The sequence below is a fragment of the Nocardia ninae NBRC 108245 genome, assembly GCF_007990755.1.
GTDB lineage: Bacteria > Actinomycetota > Actinomycetes > Mycobacteriales > Mycobacteriaceae > Nocardia > Nocardia ninae.
In genome coordinates, this window is sequence record NZ_BJXA01000118.1 from 1 (window position 1) to 18,859 (window position 18,859).

General features: G+C 68.2%; 15 protein-coding genes. 7 read left to right on the forward strand and 8 right to left on the reverse strand.

The window, feature by feature from the left end; genetic code table 11:
- Positions 1-473: DUF6542 domain-containing protein (locus NN4_RS41665; protein ID WP_371865819.1), on the reverse strand; the 473-nt coding region annotated here is incomplete at its 3' end.
- A gap of 57 nt (positions 474-530) precedes the next feature.
- Positions 531-1,688 carry a DNA recombination protein RmuC gene (locus tag NN4_RS41670; protein WP_135233203.1) on the reverse strand — a complete coding sequence of 386 codons (1,158 nt, stop codon included), beginning with the start codon at positions 1,686-1,688 and terminating at the stop codon, positions 531-533.
- A 393-nt stretch (positions 1,689-2,081) separates the two neighbouring features.
- Between NN4_RS41670 and NN4_RS41675 the strand changes: the two genes are divergently transcribed.
- Both NN4_RS41675 and NN4_RS41680 read left to right on the forward strand, forming a co-directional pair.
- On the forward strand, positions 2,082-3,260 hold the full coding sequence (locus NN4_RS41675) for an exonuclease SbcCD subunit D (protein WP_147143177.1): 1,179 nt from the start codon (positions 2,082-2,084) through the stop codon (positions 3,258-3,260).
- Between the two features lie 88 nt (positions 3,261-3,348).
- Positions 3,349-6,792, forward strand: a complete 3,444-nt coding sequence (locus tag NN4_RS41680) for an AAA family ATPase (RefSeq protein WP_147143180.1) — start codon at positions 3,349-3,351, stop codon at positions 6,790-6,792.
- 20 nt (positions 6,793-6,812) lie between these two features.
- On the opposite strand, the gene NN4_RS41685 is transcribed toward NN4_RS41680, so the two are convergent.
- The 4 genes from NN4_RS41685 to NN4_RS41700 all read right to left on the reverse strand — a co-directional run bounded on the left by NN4_RS41685 (position 6,813) and on the right by NN4_RS41700 (position 11,720).
- Positions 6,813-7,385, reverse strand: coding sequence for a methylated-DNA--[protein]-cysteine S-methyltransferase (locus tag NN4_RS41685; RefSeq protein WP_147143183.1), 573 nt, complete (start codon positions 7,383-7,385; stop codon positions 6,813-6,815).
- On the reverse strand, positions 7,382-8,995 hold the full coding sequence (locus NN4_RS41690; RefSeq protein WP_371865820.1) for a DNA-3-methyladenine glycosylase 2 family protein: 1,614 nt from the start codon (positions 8,993-8,995) through the stop codon (positions 7,382-7,384). The genes NN4_RS41685 and NN4_RS41690 overlap by 4 nt, the downstream gene beginning before the upstream one ends.
- 170 nt (positions 8,996-9,165) lie before the next feature.
- Positions 9,166-9,345 carry a YbdD/YjiX family protein gene (locus NN4_RS45520; RefSeq protein WP_107660914.1) on the reverse strand — a complete coding sequence of 60 codons (180 nt, stop codon included), beginning with the start codon at positions 9,343-9,345 and terminating at the stop codon, positions 9,166-9,168.
- Between the two features lie 80 nt (positions 9,346-9,425).
- Positions 9,426-11,720 (reverse strand): carbon starvation CstA family protein, encoded by a 2,295-nt coding sequence (locus tag NN4_RS41700; protein WP_147143191.1) that lies wholly within the window; start codon positions 11,718-11,720, stop codon positions 9,426-9,428.
- 369 nt (positions 11,721-12,089) lie between these two features.
- Here NN4_RS41700 and NN4_RS41705 point away from each other — a divergent pair, with 369 nt between their 5' ends.
- From NN4_RS41705 to NN4_RS41715, 3 genes are read left to right on the forward strand one after another with little or no spacing between them, the layout of a single operon-like run.
- Positions 12,090-13,373 carry an ABC transporter substrate-binding protein gene (locus NN4_RS41705; RefSeq protein ID WP_246181393.1) on the forward strand — a complete coding sequence of 428 codons (1,284 nt, stop codon included), beginning with the start codon at positions 12,090-12,092 and terminating at the stop codon, positions 13,371-13,373.
- Positions 13,374-13,417: 44 nt separating this feature from the next.
- Positions 13,418-14,317, forward strand: a complete 900-nt coding sequence (locus NN4_RS41710) for a carbohydrate ABC transporter permease (RefSeq protein ID WP_246181394.1) — start codon at positions 13,418-13,420, stop codon at positions 14,315-14,317.
- A gap of 26 nt (positions 14,318-14,343) precedes the next feature.
- Positions 14,344-15,156, forward strand: a complete 813-nt coding sequence (locus tag NN4_RS41715; RefSeq protein ID WP_147143210.1) for a carbohydrate ABC transporter permease — start codon at positions 14,344-14,346, stop codon at positions 15,154-15,156.
- Positions 15,157-15,251: 95 nt separating this feature from the next.
- On the opposite strand, the gene NN4_RS41720 is transcribed toward NN4_RS41715, so the two are convergent.
- Entirely contained in the window at positions 15,252-15,674 is a 423-nt protein-coding gene (locus NN4_RS41720; RefSeq protein WP_147143197.1) for a VOC family protein, read from the reverse strand.
- A gap of 4 nt (positions 15,675-15,678) precedes the next feature.
- On the reverse strand, positions 15,679-16,521 hold the full coding sequence (locus tag NN4_RS41725; protein WP_147143199.1) for a helix-turn-helix domain-containing protein: 843 nt from the start codon (positions 16,519-16,521) through the stop codon (positions 15,679-15,681).
- Positions 16,522-16,684: 163 nt separating this feature from the next.
- On the opposite strand from NN4_RS41725, the gene NN4_RS41730 reads away from it, so the two are divergent.
- Complete coding sequence (locus NN4_RS41730) at positions 16,685-17,608, forward strand: quinone oxidoreductase family protein (RefSeq protein WP_147143202.1); 924 nt, start codon at positions 16,685-16,687, stop codon at positions 17,606-17,608.
- A 184-nt stretch (positions 17,609-17,792) separates the two neighbouring features.
- Positions 17,793-18,859, forward strand: a 1,067-nt coding sequence (gene ychF / locus NN4_RS41735; RefSeq protein ID WP_147143205.1) for a redox-regulated ATPase YchF, incomplete at its 3' end; no start/stop codon positions are given.

Below are 18,859 nucleotides of genomic sequence, written 5' to 3' on the forward strand. Positions count from 1 at the left end.
CCGCTCCGCGATTCCGTCGCGCGCTCGCCGGGCTCGCCGCGGCGCTGCATCATGATGCGCGCCCCACCGATCAGCAGCACCAGGGCGGTGGCGAGGAACATCGTGGGGAACCGCTCCACCAGCGGGACCGCCAGCTTCAGCAGGATTTCGGTGATCGAGCTCATCGCGACACCGGTCAGCTGCTTGTAGGCGAGCGGGACGGCGACGAACAACAGCAACGGCGGCAGCACCATGGTGGTGAACAGGCCGCGATAGCGGACCGTCAGCACGGCTGCCAGACAACCGACGATGTACAGCGCGGCGAAGGTACCGGTCAGATCGGTACTGTCGCCGTTCGCATCGATCAAGAAACCCAGAAACGTGCAGGCAACCGCGATCAGGACCGCCGCACCCACCGGGAGACCCGGAACGGTCGGCAGTATCGAGCGTTGCGGCGCGGGCACCCGGGTTCGCACACGTTGGGAAGCAGCCACATTGTGAACACTAACCGGCGCCGCGCCGGAGGGCGTTATGGCACGGCGGTTACCCGGCTAATCAGCGGCGTCGGCGAAGCCCACCGCGCGGGGCCAGGAATCCACCCGCTGGATTGCCGGCACCTCCTCTTCCGCAATTTCCAGGTCGTGCAGTTTGCGTGCGGTGACCATGACCCGCGATTCCACCGATGCCACGGTGTAGTTGAAAGCGTCCACGGCTTTACCGAGTTGCGCGCCGAGCCGATCCAGATGCCGGCCGGTCATGCCGAGTCGGGCGTACAACTCCTTGCCTAATTGCTGAACGGTTGCCATATCTCGGGACAGTGCTTCTTGCCGCCAGCTGAACGCGACCGTGCGCAGCAACGCGATCAAAGTGGTCGGCGTCGCGAGGATCACGTTGCGGCCGAACGCGTACTCCAGCAAGCCGGAGTCGGTGGTCAGCGCGGCGTCCAGGAACGGATCGCCCGGCACGAACAGCACCACGAACTCCGGCGCCGGATCGAAAGCGGCCCAATACGCCTTGTCGGCCAGCTGGTCGATATGTCCGCGTAGGTGTTTCGCATGCCTGGTGAGATGCTCGGCCCTGATGTCCGGATCGTCGACCGTGCTGGCGTCGAGATAGGCGCTGAACGGGACCTTGGCGTCGACCACGATGTGCCTGCCGCCCGCCAGGTTCACTACGAGGTCGGGCCGGACGTTGCCGGTTCGGTCGCCCGCGCCGTTGCCGCGGGCCGCGCGGGTCACCTGGGTGTCGAAGTCGACGTGCCTGGTCATGCCTGCGAGTTCGACCACGCGCTCCAACTGGATCTCGCCCCATCGCCCGCGCACCTGTGGCGCCCGCAGCGCGGCGACCAACTGGCTGGTCTGGCTGGTCAGTTGCAGCGAGGTGCGCTGCATGCCCGCCACCTGCTCGCGCAGGCCCGAATACGCGTTGATCCGATGATGTTCGACCTGCTGGATGTGCTGGTTCAGCGCGCCGACGGCCTCGCGCAGCGGGTCGACCATGGCCCCGATCGCGTGCGAATGCCTGCGCGCCGCATCCTCGTTCGCCGCGGTGAGCGACTGGCGCAGCAGCCGCTCGTTGTCGGTGGCCGCGGCCAGTCTTGCCTCCGCCGCGGTGGCCCGATGCCCGGCGCGCGCGGCATGGCCGAGCCAGCCGAGTCCGACTCCAGCGGCGAATACCAGCATCAGTGCGACAAGCATCGGTGCGGTCATAACGCCGATAGTGCCGCACGCCACCGACAAGTACCGCCGGTTGGCAATTACCCAGCGCCGTGTCGGCAAACGAGGTGGTCAAGCCGTACATACGCCGCGTTCGGTCATGACGCGGCAAACGAGTTCGTGACCTACCTCGCTTTGCGGCTGCTGGTCGTGCGCTGCCCGCGACACGCCGCCGCGTGGACTGACCCCGAAAACCGTGCTCCCGGTGGAACTCTGAGTCGGCCGCCAGGGTGGACACGGATCGGTTCCAGCAGGTCTGCGTGCGCAGCGGGATAGCCACGGAGTGCCGGACGAATCACCGCTGACACGCCGGAGAAAAGGGCGGCTATCCGACACGGCGGTCACGGCAATTGAATTGTGTCGGTGCGGTGGCCTACGGTTTCGCGGATGCGGATGCTGCACACCTCGGACTGGCACATCGGGCGCACGTTTCACGGGGTCGATCTGCTTGCCGACCAGGCACGTTCACTGGCCGCGATCGCGGAACTGGTGGCCGAGGAGTCGGTCGAGGTGGTGGTGCTGCCCGGCGACGTGTACGACCGGTCCATTCCGAGTGCCGACGCGATCGCGGTGTGCAACCGCGGATTCGAGGCCATCCGTGCGGCGGGCGCACGGATCGTCGCCACCTCGGGCAACCATGATTCGCCCGCGCGGCTCGGCGCGGGCGCGAGCTTCGCGGCGGCGGGCGGGCTGTATCTGCGCACCACCGTTGCCGATGCCGACCGCCCGGTACTCCTCGAGGACGAGCACGGTCCCGTGGCGTTCTACGGCATTCCATACCTGGAGCCCGACATCACCCGTGCGGAACTCGATGTGCCGCAGGCGCGTTCGCACGCGGAGATCCTCGATGCGGCCATGCACCGGATTCGTGCGGATATCGCGCAGCGGGACGGCACACGCACGGTGGTGCTCGCCCATGCCTTCGTCGTCGGTGGTGAAGCGACCGGTTCGGAGCGCTCCATCTCGGTCGGCGGCGTAGAGACGGTGCCGATGTCGGCCTTCGATGGCATCGACTATGTCGCGCTCGGCCACCTGCATTCCCCGCAGACGCTGTCGGAGTCCGTGCGCTATTGCGGCTCCCCGCTGCCGTATTCGTTCGCGGAGAGCTCACATCGCAAGGCGGTGTGGATCGTCGAGCTCGATGCCGCCGGGTTGCACTCGGTCGAACGGCGCGACCTGCCCCTGGTCCGCGGCCTGAGCAAACTCACCGGAACGCTCGACGAGTTGCTCACCGATACGAACCATGCGGCGGCCGAGGAGCACTACGTCTCCGCGGTGCTCACCGACTCCACCCGCCCGGTCGACGCGATGCGCAAGCTGCGCGAACGCTTCCCGCACGCGGTACACGTCGAGTGGGTGCGACCGGAGGGCAACCCGGAATTGCGCTACCGTGAGCGGGTGCACGGCCGCCGCGACACCGAAGTAGCGCAGAGCTTCCTCACCGACGTCCGCGGTGAGCCGAGCGCCGGCGAAATGGCCTGGCTGGAGCGGGCGCTCGCGGCCGCCGTCGCGGAGCCGGACCAGGCGCTGACGGCCGCCGACTCGGCAGCGGAACTCTCGGCGTGAGGGTGCGGCTCGCCGCTCGCCCCGCGCTACCGAGCGGTCCGCGCGCGGGTAGCCGCAGCACGACGGCCGACCGCGGTGGTGCCGCCGCATGAGGCTGCACCGGCTGGAGATGACCGCGTTCGGCCCGTTCGCCGAGACCACGGTCGTCGACTTCGACGCGCTCGGCGCCGACGGACTCTTCCTGCTGCACGGGCAGACCGGCGCGGGGAAGACCACCGTGCTCGACGCGATCGCCTTCGCGCTCTACGGCCGGGTCCCCGGCGCTCGCGGTGAGAGCAAACGCCTGCACTCCGACCATGCACCGGATCAGACACCGCCGCAGGTAATCCTGGAGGCCACCCTCGGCGGCCGACGGGTGCGCCTGACTCGCATTCCCGAGTTCGAACGCCCGAAGCTACGTGGCACGGGCATGCGTACCGACCCAGCCAAGGCGACGCTCGCCTGGTTGGATGGACGCGGCGAAAACCTTTCCCGGATACCGGATATCGGCGAGGAGATCATCCGGCTGCTCGGCATGAGCGCCGACCAGTTCTTTCAGGTGGTGCTGCTGCCGCAGGGCGATTTCGCGCGATTCCTGCGGGCGGACAACGAGGATCGCGAGAAGCTGCTCGAAAAGCTCTTCGACACCGAACGATTCGGCAGCGCCGAACAGTGGCTCGCGGACAAGCGCCGCACCTCGGCCGCCGACCTGGATGCCCGCAAGCAAGGCATCGACCGGCTGATCGCACAGCTCGGCGTCGCGGGTGGCACGAGCGCGGCCGAGACGCTCGGCCCGCTGGAGGCCGTCGGCTGGTCGCAGGACCTGCTCGCCACGGCGCGCACCGATCTGACCACCGCGGCCGCGGCAGCCGAACGCTGCCAACAGGAGTCGGCGCGGGTGCGAGGGCTCGCCGAGGAGCAGCGCCGACTGCACGAGCTACGGCGTCGAATGTCCACCGCCCGTAAGCAACTCGAAGACTATGCCGCCGCAGCGGAGCAGCGCGCCGCTCTGCAAGCCGAACTCGAGCTGGCCCGGCGCGCCGCGCCGGTCGCCGCGGCCATCGACGAGGCACGCGACGCCGTCATGGCGATGCGCCGCCGGGCGGCCGAGGCGCTCAGCGCCAGTGGGCAATTGGCCGCGCGGCTGCTCGAACCCGGCGCCGTCGATCTCGGTGGCGCGGAACTGGTCGAGTACGCGGATGCCGACGCGAGTGTGGGCGCCGATCGGTCGACCCGCGCGAATCACCATGGTGCCGGGACGGACCGGGCAGGGCAGACCGAGTCTGCGATCGCCCCGGGCCAGGCCGTCATCAAGGACGACGCCGACATCGACGGCGCGATTCGCCGGTGGAGCGGGCAGATCGGCGCACTGGACGAGGTGCGCGTCGACGCGACGACGGCCAACCGGCTCACCAGGGAGCTGGCGGGGCTACGTGACGAAGATGCGGCCCTCAACACCCAGGTGACCAAATTGACCCGGCTGCGTGAACAGCTTCCGGGCTCCCTCGCCACCCTCGAGGCGCGCCTGCGCGAGGCGACCACCGCGGCCGCGACGCTGCCGACCTTGACCGCCGAATGCGAGCGTCTACAGACGGCCGCCGCCGCTGCGGTCGAACTCGCCTCTCGCAAAACAGCTCTGGATCACGCGCGGGTCGAGTTCGAGTCGGCCCGCGCCGCGCACAACGATGCCAAGGAGCGCGTCCTCGACCTGCGCGAACGCAGGCTGGCAGGCATGGCCGCCGAATTGGCGGCCGGGCTGACCGATGGGCTGCCCTGCACGGTGTGTGGCTCCGCCGATCATCCCGCGCCCGCTCGCCCTACTGCAGGCGCCGTCGCCAAGGAGGCCGAGGAGGCCGCGGTCGCGGCCGAACGCGCCGCCGAGGACGCCCGGGACCGAGTATTCGCCCGGATCACCGCTTTGGAGCGGGAGATCGAGGCGCTCACTGCCCGCGGCGGCGACGTCGACCGTGTGGAACTCGCTGCCGCTCTGCGCGCGGCCACCGACCGCTACGAGGACACCGCCGAGCTGGCTGCCCTCGCCGACGGCCTGACCGCGGAACTCGCCCGCCTGCGCACCGACGAGTCCCGCCTGCACGACGAACTCCGCGAATCCGATTCGCGCCGCAGCACCGTCGCCGCGAACGTCGTCACCGTGACAACCCGTCTCACCGAACTCACCGACCGCCTCCGCGCCGCCGCAGGCGCGGACGAGACCATCGACCGCCGCTGCGCCCGCCTCACCGCCCTCGTCGCCGACGCCACCGCCCTGCGTGACGCGCGCGCCGACGCCGCCGCAGCCCGCGAGCAGGTCGCCGTGATCGCCGACCGGGTCGAAAATCTGGCCCGTGCAGCCGGTTTCATACTCGAGGATGAGCATGCTGCCCAGCCCGGAGTTGCTGGGGTCGGCGGTGCTGGAGCCAACGTAGCGGGGGCCGGAGTTGCTGGGACCGCTGCAGCCGAAGGCGTCGATGGGGGCGGTGTTGCTGGCCTCGGCGCTCCAGCCGCAGACACTGCTGGCGGCAGCGTTGTTGGGGTTGTCGGGGACAACGCAGCCGAAGACACGACTGCAGATGCTCCTGGGGCCGACGTCGCAGGGTCTGGCGTTGCAGGCGCCGACGATGATTCGCGGAGTGCCGGTGTTGTGCAGGGTGTTTCGGCGGCGGGCCAACGAGACGAGGTAGCGCGTCTGACCGCATACGCGCGAGTGGTCAACGCGGCCGGCCGGACTCCGCAACGGCAGTCCCAGATCGAAACGGAATTGACCGCTGCCGACCGTGCCCGCGCGCACGCGGAAGCCGTTCTCGCGGAACCGGAAATCCAAGCCGCGGCATCGCTCGAGCCCGGCGACCTGGCCGAGCTCGAAGCCGCCGTCGCGGCCGCGCAGGCTCAGTTGAACGCCGCCGTCGCCGGGCACGCCGAGGCGAGCAGGCGGGTCGCCCTGCTCGAAGATCTCGGCGGCCAGCTGTGGGCGGCGGTGGATCGGATAGCGCCGCTACAGCGCACCCACGACGAGCTGGCCGGACTGGCCGAAGTGGTGGCCGGTCGCGGCGAGAACAACCGCCGGATGTCGCTGCGCTCTTACGTTCTCGCCGCCCGACTGGAGGAAGTGGCGCAGGCAGGTTCGCTGCGCCTGCGCCGAATGTCGGGTGGCCGTTACGAATTCGTGCACACCGACAAGGCAGGCCCGCGCGGTCGTCGCGGCGGCCTCGGCCTGGACATCCGGGACGACTACACCGGCGCCATCCGCCCCGCCAAAACCCTCTCCGGCGGCGAAACATTCATGGCGTCACTGTCTTTGGCACTCGGCCTGGCCGACACCGTCGCCGCCGAATCCGGCGGCCTGGTGCTGGACACCCTCTTCATCGACGAGGGCTTCGGCGGACTCGACGCCGACACCCTCGACGCCGTGATGGGCGTTCTCGACGAACTCCGTGCGGGCGGCCGCGTGGTCGGCGTGGTCAGCCACGTCGACGAGATGCGCCAGCGCATCCCCAGCCGCCTGCACGTGCGCCGCGGCCGCAACGGTTCCCGGCTCGAGGCAACCGTCGCCTGACCGCGCTCTCGAAGGCAGGCCTAGGTGGTTGCGAACAGTGAAGACCGCGACTCACCCTCGTGATCGAGCAGCCAGCGCTTGATCGGCAGCCCCCAGCGGAACCCGCCGAGGGCACCGCCGATGCGGAAGATGCGGTGGCACGGGATGAACAGGGCGGCCGCGTTGCGCGCGCAGGCGTTGGCCGCGGCGCGGGTGGCGTCGGGGCGGCCGGAGATGGCGGAGTATTCGGTGTAGGTGATGGGTGCGCCGGCCGGGACCTTGCGCAGGACTTCCCAAGCGTGCAGCAGGAATTCGCCGGAGTGCTGTCGGACGGGGACGGTGTCGATCGCGGTGAGGTCGCCCGCGTGGTAGTCGGTGATGATTCGGGTGAGCTCGCCGAGCGAATCGCGTCGGCGCAGTTCGGCCGGGCGCAAGGTCGGGTGGATCAGGCTGCGCAGATTCTCCGCGTCGGGGGTCCACCCGGAGGCCAGCACGATGCCGTCGGTGTCGATGAGGGCGGTGAACGGCCCGATGGGCGTGTCCGTGGTCGCGAAATCCGCGGTGGTGGTACCGATGTGGCGCGGGGTGCTGCGAACAACGGTGGGGGCGTTCATGCTTCGGCACTCGCTTTCGAGGAGGTGGACTTGGCGGCCTTGGATCGGTCGGCGCGATCGGTCAGCGCCGCCTTCCACAGGTGCATGGAGAGGTAGGACCGCCACGGCGCCCAGCGCGCGGTGTCGGTGAGGTCGATGCCGAGCACCGCGGCACCCTGGCGGACCACCAGGTCGGTGCTGAGCAGTACGTCCGGGTCGGCGAGCAGGCGCATGGTCACGTAGTCGGCGGTCCACGGTCCCACCCCGTCCAGCGCGAGCAGGTCGCGGCGGAGATCTGCGGAGGTACGGCCCTGATGCAACGCCAGTTCGCCACTGGCCAGCGCTTCGGCGGCACCGATGATCGAGCGGATGCGCCGGGTGGGACCGGTGAGCACTTCGGCGCCGCGCTCGGCGATCACTGCCGGGGTGGGGAACAGCAGGGGTATCGGCCCCTCGACCCGCTCGCCGAGCGCCTCGACCAGTCGTGCGGTGTGCGTGGCCGCCGCCGACACCGAGATCTGCTGACCGATCATGGTGCGCAGCAACAACTCCGGCCCATCGAGGCAGCCCGGTACCCGGATGCCGGGGGAGAAGACCGGCCGCCGCACATCGACGGAGTCGAGCGCGGTCTCGGCGTCCGGTGGTGAGCCCGCGCCCGCGTCCGGCAACCGAGTGGTGTCCGGGTCGGCCAGCTCCGGCGCCGAAACCCGCTGTCCCGGAGCGACGCCCAGCGCTTCGTCGATGCCGATCGGGTCGGCGTCGAGGTCGAGCAGGTGCCGCAGCCGGGCGACCGTCGGCGCCAGGTCGCGCATGTCGTGCAGGGCCAGCTCGGCCCGCACGTGGTCGCGCTGGAAGCTGAGCTGGGTGGTCGCATGGCCGTGCGGAGTGCGCAGGTTTCGGGTGTAGACACGGTTCTCCCACAGCTCCATGCCGGGTGCCACATGCGACGAGAGAAACCACTCCAGCCAGGCTCGATCCAGCGGCTCACGGTAGGGCAGCCGGAGGCTGAGCGTCCCGTTGACCGCAGGCACGGGGCGCCCGTTCGAGCCGGACTTCACCCGCTGTGCCTCGGCCCGCATGGTGGTCGGGCTGACCGCGAACACCTCGCGCACCGTGTCGTTGAACTGGCGAATGCTGGCGAACCCGGCCGCGAACGCGATGTCCGACATGGGCATTGCCGTCGTCTGGATCAGCAGCCGCGCGGTATGCGCCCGGTGCGCGCGGGCGAGCGCCAACGGACCAGCACCGAGCTCGGTGGTCAAGACCCGGGTCAGCTGCCGCTGTGAATAGCCGAGCGTGGCGGCCAGCGCGGGCACGCCGCCGCGTTCGATCACGCCGTCGCCGATCAGGCGCATGGCGCGCGCGGCGAGGTCGGCGCGGGTGTTCCAGAGCGGGGAGCCGGGGGCAGCGTCCGGCAGGCAACGGCGGCAGGCCCGGTAGCCCGCCTGTTGTGCGGCCGCCGCGGTCGGTAGGAACGAGACGTTTGCCCGTTTCGGCGTAATCGCCGGACACGAAGGGCGGCAATAGATTCCGGTGGTTCGCACCGCGGTGAAGAACTGCCCGTCGAAGCGGGAGTCCTTGGTCGATACCGCGCGATAGCACAGGTCGAAATCAAATGCCGTGATCGTCACGCCAACCACAATGTCAGCTGAGCACAGCCTCCGCTAGCGGGAATCTGCCATCACCCCTCCGGTGGGCCTGATCGGCCCCCGAACGCGGGCGGGCCGAGCCGCGCGTACGCGGCTCGGCCCGTCGGTCGGCGGGGCAGAGCGGCACCCTCATCGCACCGCCCTGCCGTGCCTCAACAGCAGCGATTCGTCGGATTGTTGTCCGCGTCCGCGTGCCGTGTCCGCCAGTACTCGCGTTCCGTCGGCACCTCGCAACCGGGATGGTTGCGGGCCAGATGGTCCACATACCGCCGGTAGTCCTGGCCGCCGAGAATCGAGTCGAAATACCAGACAACCTTGCGAAGCGCTGTCACGCAAGCGTTTCCAGCGTCGCGCAGGCGCCGCGGCACGGCCGATCGAGTCGACCGGCCGTCCCGCGTAGCGTCCTGCACGGTCAATGCGTCGCTTTCGCGTGCGCGGCGCCGGGTGCGCGGACCTTGCCTGATTCGATCAGGGCGTCCCATTCCCGTTGCACCTCCTTCTCGGCTGAGGTCGCGAAGAAGGCCTTCGGCGCGAAGATCTTCGACGGTTCGTCCTCGGACTCGCTGCTCGGCCCGCCGCCCGCACGCCAGGCCCGCACACAGACCAGCACGCCGACGATGGCCACGACCAACACCAGCACCGCGAAGATGATCGACAGGGTGCCCTGGATGAAGGTGTTACGGACCACCTTCTCCATGTCTTCGACCGTCTTGGCGGGCGCCAAGATCTTCCCGGCGTCCAGCGCGTTGCTGTAGTTGCTGTGCTGCTTCCAGTAGCCGATCTTCGGGTCGGCGGAGAAGATCTTCTGCCAGGATGCCGTCATCGTTACCGTCAGATCCCAGAACAGTGGCACCGCGGGAATCCAGGCCCACTTGATCAGGCCCTTCTTGATCACGATGGTCAGCACGACAGTCAGCGCGATCGCGGCGAGCAACTGGTTGGAGATGCCGAACAGCGGATACAGCGTGTAGATGCCGCCGAGCGGATCGGTGACACCCATCAGCAACACCGAACCCCAGGCCGCGACCACGATCGCCGAGCAGAGCCACGCACCCGGCCGCCAGGACGGATCCTTGAACTTGCGGGCAGGCCCACCGAAGTTACCGAGCGAGTCCGACAGCATGAACCGCGCGACCCGGGTGCCCGCGTCGATCGTGGTGAGGATGAACAGCGCCTCGAACATGATCGCGAAGTGGTACCAGAACGCCTTGAGCCCGGTGCCGCCGAGGAACCGGTGCAGCACCTCGGACATACCGACGGCGAGTGTTGGCGCGCCACCGGTGCGCGAGACGATGCTGGTCTCGCCGACGTCGGAGGCCGCCTTGTTCAGGTCGGCCGCGGTGATCGGATCTCCGGCCAGGCCAAGGCTATTGGTGTAGGCCGCCGCCTTCTCCGCAGTGCCGCCGGTGAGGCCTGCGCTCGCGTTCATCGCGAAGTACAGGTGCTGGTCGATGATGCTCGCGGTGATGATCGCCATCACCGCGACGAACGACTCCATCAGCATGCCGCCGTAGCCGATCATCCTGGCGTGCGACTGCTTCTCCAGGAGCTTGGGCGTGGTGCCGGAGGAGACCAGCGCGTGGAATCCGGAGAGCGCGCCGCAGGCGATGGTGATGAACAGGAACGGGAACAGGCTGCCCGCGAAAGACGGGCCGTTACCGGAGAACGCGAACTCCGAGACGGCGGGCGCCTTCAGCACGGGCATGGTGATCAGGACGCCGACCGCCAGCAGGACGATGGTGCCGATCTTCATGAAGGTCGACAGGTAGTCGCGCGGGGCGAGCAGCAGCCACACCGGCAGCACCGAGGCGATGAAGCCGTAAAGGATCAGGCCCCACGCGATGGTGGTACCCGACAGCGTGAACCAGTCCTGGCCCCAGCCGGATCCGGCGACCCAGTTGCCGGAGATGATGGCCAGCATCAGCAGCGCGAACCCGATGAGGGAGACCTCGCCGACCGCGCCGGGGCGCAGGAAGCGCAGGTACACGCCCATGAACAGGGCGATCGGGATGGTCATCGCGATGGAGAACACGCCCCACGGGCTGCCACCGTGCAGCACCCCGTCCGGTCCCGGTGTCGCGGCCAGCGCGTTCACCACGACGATGCCGAGCACCGCGAGCAGGATCATCATGATCACCAGCACGGCGATGATCGCGGCCACGCCGCCGACCGCGCCGAGCTCGTCGCGGGCCATTTGCCCGAGACTGCGTCCCCGGCGGCGGGTCGAGGCCCACAGCACCAGGTAGTCCTGCACCGCACCGGCGAACACGACGCCGATCACGATCCAGATCGTGCCGGGCAGGTAGCCCATCTGGGCGGCGAGGACGGGGCCGACGAGCGGGCCGGCGCCGGCGATGGCGGCGAAGTGGTGCCCGAACAGCACCCGCCGGTCCATCGGCATGTAGTCCTTGCCGTTTTCCAGGATCTCGGCCGGTGTGGCCTGGTCGTCGCGTGGTTTGACGATCTTGTATTCGATGAGCCTGGAATAGAACTGGTAGGCGAGCACGTAGGTGCTCACCGCCGCGACCACGATCCAGACCGCGTTGACGGACTCGCCGCGGGCGATGGCGATGATGGCCCAGGCGATCGCGCCGATTATCGCGATTCCGGCGAAAATTCCCTTTTTAACAGGGGTGATAGGCGAACGGTCCACGACACCCACGGGAGGTAGGTCGGGATCTGTCCGGAGGTATTCGATGGTCGCCATGCGAACTACTCTCCCGTGATATAGAGCTGGACTTGCTGAAACGTTCACAACGTAGCTGAACTGAAGCGGCTATGAGCCGGACTTAGTGAAGTCTGAACATTGCGACGCGGATCGAGCCGCCGCGACGACTCGTGCTGTGGGTTCCTACGAGAAGGGCTCGATCCGGGTACGCGGCGGGTACGGGTGGCCCGCGGGGGCGTCAGCTGCCCGGTCGGCCGTTGTTCACGATCTCCGGGTGTTCGCGCGCGCGTGGGCGTGTTCCCTCGCACGGCGATGTTGCCATCCGTATGCTGCCATGCTGGCTCCGGCATTCGCCGATCGGTCCGTTCCCTGCCGAGGTTCACGTATCCACCGCCGTGGAGGAGCAACGTGTCACCGGTTCGTCGTCGCACCCTGCTCGGCTCGGCGCTGGCCGCACCGCTGCTGACCGCGACCGGCTGCGGGTCCGCCGACGACGCGCTGACCTTCTTCTTCCAGGCCAGGCCGGAAGAGGCGCGGGTGCGGCTGGCGATCATCCAGGAATTCCAGAAGCGGCACCCGGACATCAGGATTCGCACCATCATGTCCGGGCCGGATCCACAGCAGCAGCTGCTCACCTACTGCGCGGGCGGAAAATGCCCCGACGTCGTGATGGCGTGGGAACTGCTCTACGCCGGGCTCGCCGAGCGTGGTGTGCTGCTGGATCTGCGGACGCTGCTGGCCGGGGAGCCCGAGTATGCGGAAAGGTTGCGCGCGGACAGCTATCCGGCGCTGTACGACACGTTCACCTATGCCGGCGGGCAGTACGCCTTGCCCGAGCAGTGGTCCGGGGTGTTCCTCTACTACAACCGGGAGCTGTTCGGCGCGGCCGGGCTGACGCCACCCACTCGCTGGCGCGGTGCGTGGTCGTTCGACGAATTCCTCGACGCCGCGCGCACACTCACGCGACACCGGCAGTGGGGTTTCGCGGATGCCTGGGTGCCGTACTACTCGGCGGCCTGCTTCGGCATGAACAACGGTGCGGAGTGGTTCACGCCGTCGGTGGCGCCGACCAGGGCCAACCTCGGGGATCCCCGGTTCGCCGCGGGGTTCCAGTTCTACGCCGACCTCGCGGTGCGGCACCGGGTGGCGCCGGAAGTGGCTGACCAGCTGTCAGTTTCGGCACCGGATCTGTTCCGGGCCGGGCGAGCGGCGATGGTGCTCGGCGGGCATTGGTTGTATTCCGAATTCGCAGGGCAGGAGGGGCTTTCGATCGATGTGACCGTGTTGCCGGTCGGACCGCAGGGCGGGCCCGGTGCGATCACCGATGTCGGCAGCACCGGATTGGCCATCGCGGCGGGCAGTCCGCGCGTCGAAGAGGCTTGGGAGTTCGTCAAATTCGCTACCGGGCCGGTGGGGCAGGCCATCATCGCCGCCTCCGGATTGTTCGTGCCGGTGCTGAAATCGGCGATGGGTTCGCCGGGTTTCGCCGCCGCGCATCGTGAGATCCGCAACCTCGCCGTCTTCACCGAGGGGCCGGACAACTCCCGCCCGCTGCCGGTGACGCCCGCCTGGGGCAAAGTCTCCGCGCTGCTGGAGCGTGGTAGCAACCGTGTCCTGCGCGGTGCCGCCACCGCCGCCTCTCTCGACGGCCGATTCACCGCCGACCTCGACGCGCTGCTGGACGCACCGTGAGTGGCACATGGCTGCGGCGGATCGCGAGAAGGGCTCACCATGGTGTGCCACTGACCCCGCGCGGGACGTTGGCATGCAAGCGCGAGCGGGCGGGGTGGGCTTTCGTCGCGCCGAATGTGGGCGCGGTGGCGGTGTTCCTACTGTTTCCGCTGGGGTTTTCGCTGTATCTGAGCTTTCATTCGTGGGACTTGTTCCGGCCGATGCGGTTCGTCGGGGTGGCGAACTATCAGCGGCTGTTCGGGGCGGATCCGTTGTTCTTGATCGCCTTGCGCAACAGTGCGGTGTTCACCGTTCTGACGCTGGTGCCGACGGTGCTGCTCGGGTTGGCGATCGCGGCGGCGTTGAACCGGAAGCTGGCCGGTATCGGGATCTTCCGGACGGTGGCGTTTCTGCCGCTGGTCGCGTCGACGGTGGCGATGGCGGTGGTGTGGCGGTTCATCTTCACCGAGGGCGGGGTGCTGAATATCGGGCTGGGGTGGGTCGGGTTTGGGCCGGTGCCGTGGTTGACCGATCCGGATCTGGCGTTGGTTTCGCTGAGTGTGGTCACCGTGTGGAAGGGCGTGCCGTTCGCGACGGTCATTCTGCTGGCCGCGCTGCAAGGGGTGCCGGAGCCGCTGTACGAGGCGGCGAAGATCGATGGAGCGGGTGCGCTGCGGCGGTTTTCGGCGATCACGCTGCCGCTGATCCGTGGGCCGTTGTCGTTCGTGTTCGTGATCACCGTGATCAACTCGGTGCAGGCCTTCGATCAGGTGTACGCGCTCACCGGTAGCAATGGCGGACCGGAAACCGGCACTTATCTGCTGGGGATCATGTTGTTCCAGAACGCCTTCGGGTTCTATGAGGTGGGGTACGCGTCGGCGTTGGCGTGGGTGATCTTCGCGATCCTGCTGGTACTCACCCTGGTGCAGTTACGGTTTGCGCGGCGGGGTGCGGTGGATCTGTGAGGGCGCGGCATGCGGTGCTGCGGCGGATGGTTCGTGGTGCGGGCATCTACGCGCTGTTGATCGGCATCGCGTGGTGCGCGTTTGCGCCGGTGCTGTGGGCGTTGTCCGGGTCGTTGAAGCGCGATGGGGAGATCGTCGAGCCGACGCTGCTGCCGGCGGACCCGCAGTGGTCCAACTACGGCACAGTGTTCGAGCTGCTGCCGCTCGGGCGGATGCTGGTCAACACCGCCGTGTATGCGGTGTGTGTCACCGCGGGCCAGGTGTTCTTCTGCTCGCTGGCCGGATACGCGTTCGCGCGCTTGCGGTTTCGCGGCCGCGAGGTGCTGTTCGTCGCCTACCTCGGCACGCTCATGGTGCCGTTGACCGTAACCGTGATCCCGCAATTTCTGGTGATGCGTGCGTTCGGCTGGGTGGATACGCCATGGGCGATGATCGTGCCGGGGCTGTTCGGCAGCGCCTTCGGTACCTATCTCATGCGACAGTTCTTCGCCACGCTGCCAATGGAATTGGAGGAGGCCGCGATCCTCGACGGCTGCTCCACCTGGCAGGTCTACTGGCGAGTGCTGTTGCCGCACACCCGTCCTGCCCTGATGGTGCTCGGGGTGCTCACCTGGATCACCGTCTGGAACGACTTCCTGTGGCCGTTGGTCATGATCCAACGCAATGAGATCGCCACCGCAACACTGGGATTGGTGCGTCTGCAAGGGCAGTATCACACGCAGTGGCCGATCCTGATGGCCGCCTCGATGGTCATTCTGTTGCCGCTGCTGGTGGTGTACGGGATCGGCCAACGCGCGTTCATCCGCGGTATGGCTATGTCCGGACTCGGCGGTCGGTGAAAATATCTATGGCCCAACGGTATTGAATACCGCCAGGCCATAGGCCCCAGGTGAACTTACGCTGTGCTCCCGGCTGTCCGCCGCTGTGTTCCGGGCTATTCGCCCCAGTAAGTGCCGAAGCTCCAGAGGTTGCCCTCGGGGTCGCGGACGGTGAAGCCGCGCGAACCATAGTCTTCGTCGCGCAGGCCGCGCAGCACCTCGGCCCCGGCGGCGGTGGCGCGCTCGAACAGCGCGTCCGGGTCCTCGCAGACGACGTAGGTCGAGTCGTTGCCCGGCACGCGCTTGCCGAACTCGCTCTCGTCCTTGCACGCGGAGCCGAACATCACGCCACCGCCGAGCGGCCAGCGCAGTTCGGCGTGCTCGACGATCGACGGGTCGTCGTCCCGGGTGTACATCGCGGTCTGCACGAAGCCGAAGGCTTCGACGAGAAAGGTGGACATGGCCCGGGCGTCGCGGAAGGTCAAGGTGGGCCACACGGCGGTGCGGGTGGTGATTTCGGTAGCTGCTGGATTTGTCATGCGTTCAGCGTCGTCCGGCGGACCGGTCGGTGTCTTGGACGGATGGAATCTCCTCGCTCAACCAGGTCGTCGGGCTGGTTCCGGCCAACTCGGCGAAGTCGCGATTCAGGTGGGCCTGGTCGTAATAACCGCAGCTGGCCGCCACCTGCGCGATGGTGATGTAGGACGGGGTGCGCTCGAGCATCCGCCGCGCCCGTTCGAAGCGGGTGATGCGGGCCGCGAGTTTCGGGCTCAAGCCGAACTCGTCGTTGAATTTGCGCGCGAGATGCTGTCTGCTCCAACCGATCTCCTCGGCCAGCGCGCCGACGGTCAGTACCCCGCCGGACCCGACGACCGACCGCCACGCCCACGCCAGCTCGGGTGCGACCACACGATCGGGGTAGGCGAGGCGGGTCAGGATCCGGTCGACGGTGGCGAAACGCTCCGGCCAGCCGAGCGGTTCCTGCAACCGTTCCCACAGCTCGCGGCCCACCGGACCGACCACGTCGGCGCATTCCACCGAGGTATCCCAGAGTGCGGCGGCCGGCATACCGAACAGCGCGCGGCTGCCGAGCGGGGTCAGCGCGATCGAGACACCCTCCTGGTAGCCCTCGTGCGCGATGATCGCCGAGCTCGCCTGAAGCCCGCTGACCGAACAGCGGTAGTCCTGCGGGGACTGGCTCGGATCCGTCTGTGCGACTACATCAATGGACGCGCCGATGCTGACGATGAACGTCATGTGCGCCGACGGCAGGCCGCGATGCAGCCCCGCCGCGTACCCCACCATGCGATAGCCCATGTAGTGATCGATGAACGGCGCGAGCATGGGCGCCGGCCGCGCCGTCACCATTTCGGTGCTCGGCTCCATGCAGGTCACGGTACGCCGCGCGGGAGGTTGTGCAAGGTGGGTCGGATGACTCCGTGGGTGGGTTGCCGGCCCGTGAGATGGAGCACTCGGGGCCGAAATCGAGTAGGAGCGCACACCGGGGGCTGGTTACCGTTGCGTCTTCTCACGATCTTTGGAGGTGTACATGCGGCGGGTCCAGTACGAGCACAGCGGTGGTCCTGAGGTGCTCGAGGTCGTGTCGGCCGAGGTGCCGACGCCGGGGCCCGGCGAACTGCTGATCCGGGTCGAGGCGATCGGGGTGACCCTGCCGGTGGTGCGGAAGGTGCGTGAGCGGCGCGAGCCGATCGCGCTGGGTGGCGAGGTCGCGGGTGAGGTGGTCGCCGTCGGTGAAGGCGTCACCGGATACGCGCCGGGTTATCGGGTGACCGGGCTGGTGTTCGGGCACGGATACGCCGAGTACGCGCTGCTCGCGGTGGCGATGGCGACGCCGATTCCAGACGGCGCGTCCGCCGTCGACGCGGTTGCGTTGGTGCGCAGTGGTTTGGTCGCGCTGGGGGCGCTCGAAGCGGCGAGCCCGAAAGAAGGGGAGTCGGCGCTCGTCACGGCGGCGGCCAGTGGCGTGGGGCATCTCGCGGTGCAGCTCGCGCGAGTACGCGGGGCAGCGCGGGTGATCGGTGCTGTTTCGGATCGGGCCAAGGCGGAGTTCGTGCTCGGGCTCGGTGCGGACGAGGTGATCGAGTACGGGCAGGAGTCGTGGGGTGAGCCGGTCGACTACGCGCTGGATGCGGTCGGTGGCGAACTGCTCGGGCCCGCTGTCGCGGCGGTCGCACCCGGCGGGCGTCTGGTGGCCTACAGCTCCGGCGGCGGCACCATCGAGGCTTACGACCTGCTGGTCGGTGCGAAATCGGTGATCGGGTTCCAGGTCGCTCGCATCGCGAAGGGGCAGCCGGATCTGTACGACCACTGGCGGCAGGAGCTGTGGCAGTACGTCGCGTCCGGGCAGCTTCGGCCCGCGGTGCACGCGGAATTCGCGCTCGACGAGGCGGCCGAGGCGCACCGGGTGATCGAGGAGCGCGCCAACCTCGGCAAGGTCGTGCTCATCCCCTGACACCTCGATCCGGCTCGCCGGTCGCACTGAGTTGATCTCACCGGACGGCCACACCGTTCACACCGGGATGTAGGCCCGGTGCACGGTGTGGACGGCCTGTGAGACTCGCCGAGCGCCGCGGGGGTTTCTGCTGAGGACGGGCGCGGGGTGGGGGATCGGGGCTGCGGCGTAGACTCTCGTCCTCGTGAGTCTCACTCTTGGAATCGTCGGTCTGCCCAACGTCGGAAAGTCGACGCTTTTCAATGCGCTGACCAAGAACGACGTGCTGGCCGCGAACTACCCGTTCGCGACCATCGAGCCGAACGTCGGCGTGGTCCCGCTGCCCGACCCGCGGCTGAACACTCTGGCCGAGATCTTCGGTTCCGAGAAGATCGTGCCCGCCGTCGTGTCGTTCGTCGACATCGCGGGCATCGTGAAGGGCGCCTCCGAGGGCGCCGGTCTCGGCAACAAGTTCCTCGCCAACATCCGCGAGGCCGACGCCATCTGCCAGGTGGTGCGCGTGTTCGCCGACGACGACGTGGTGCACGTGGACGGCCGGGTCGATCCCGCCGCCGACATCGAGGTGATCGAGACCGAGCTCATCCTCGCCGACCTGCAGACCCTGGAGAAGGCGGTCGTGCGGTTGGAGAAGGAAGCCAAGATCAAGAAGGACCGCAAGCCGGTCGCCGAGGCCGCCAAGGCCGCGCAGGAACTCCTGAACAACGGCACCACCCTGTTCGCCGCAGGCAACAAGGTGGATTCCGAACTGCTCAAAGAACTTTCGCTGCTCACCACCAAGCCCTTCCTCTACGTCTTCAACGCCGACGAGTCCGTGCTCACCGACGAGGCGAAGGTCGCCGAGCTCAAAGCCTCTGTCGCACCGGCGGATGCGGTCTTCCTCGACGCCAAGGTCGAGGCCGAACTCCTCGAACTCGACGACGAATCCGCCCTAGAACTCCTCGAATCCATCGGCCAGACCGAACCCGGCCTGCACGCCCTCGCCCGGGCCGGCTTCCACACCCTCGGCCTGCAGACCTATCTCACCGCAGGCCCGAAAGAGTCCCGCGCCTGGACAATCCACCAGGGCGACACCGCCCCCAAAGCCGCAGGCGTCATCCACACCGACTTCGAACGCGGTTTCATCAAAGCCGAAGTAGTAGCCTTCACCGATCTCGTCGAAGCAGGTTCCATGGCTGCCGCCAAGTCGGCCGGCAAGGTGCGGATGGAAGGCAAGGACTACGTCATGCACGACGGCGACGTAGTCGAGTTCCG

Coding starts and splice junctions, on each gene's coding strand:
- NN4_RS41720 (WP_147143197.1), bottom strand. CDS start 15,674: ATGACAAATCCAGCAGCTACCGAAATCACCACCCGCACCGCCGTGTGG.
- NN4_RS41700 (WP_147143191.1), bottom strand. CDS start 11,720: ATGGCGACCATCGAATACCTCCGGACAGATCCCGACCTACCTCCCGTG.
- NN4_RS41730 (WP_147143202.1), top strand. CDS start 16,685: ATGCGGCGGGTCCAGTACGAGCACAGCGGTGGTCCTGAGGTGCTCGAG.
- NN4_RS41680 (WP_147143180.1), top strand. CDS start 3,349: ATGAGGCTGCACCGGCTGGAGATGACCGCGTTCGGCCCGTTCGCCGAG.
- NN4_RS41675 (WP_147143177.1), top strand. CDS start 2,082: ATGCGGATGCTGCACACCTCGGACTGGCACATCGGGCGCACGTTTCAC.
- NN4_RS41670 (WP_135233203.1), bottom strand. CDS start 1,688: ATGACCGCACCGATGCTTGTCGCACTGATGCTGGTATTCGCCGCTGGA.
- NN4_RS41725 (WP_147143199.1), bottom strand. CDS start 16,521: ATGGAGCCGAGCACCGAAATGGTGACGGCGCGGCCGGCGCCCATGCTC.
- NN4_RS41685 (WP_147143183.1), bottom strand. CDS start 7,385: ATGAACGCCCCCACCGTTGTTCGCAGCACCCCGCGCCACATCGGTACC.
- NN4_RS41715 (WP_147143210.1), top strand. CDS start 14,344: ATGGTTCGTGGTGCGGGCATCTACGCGCTGTTGATCGGCATCGCGTGG.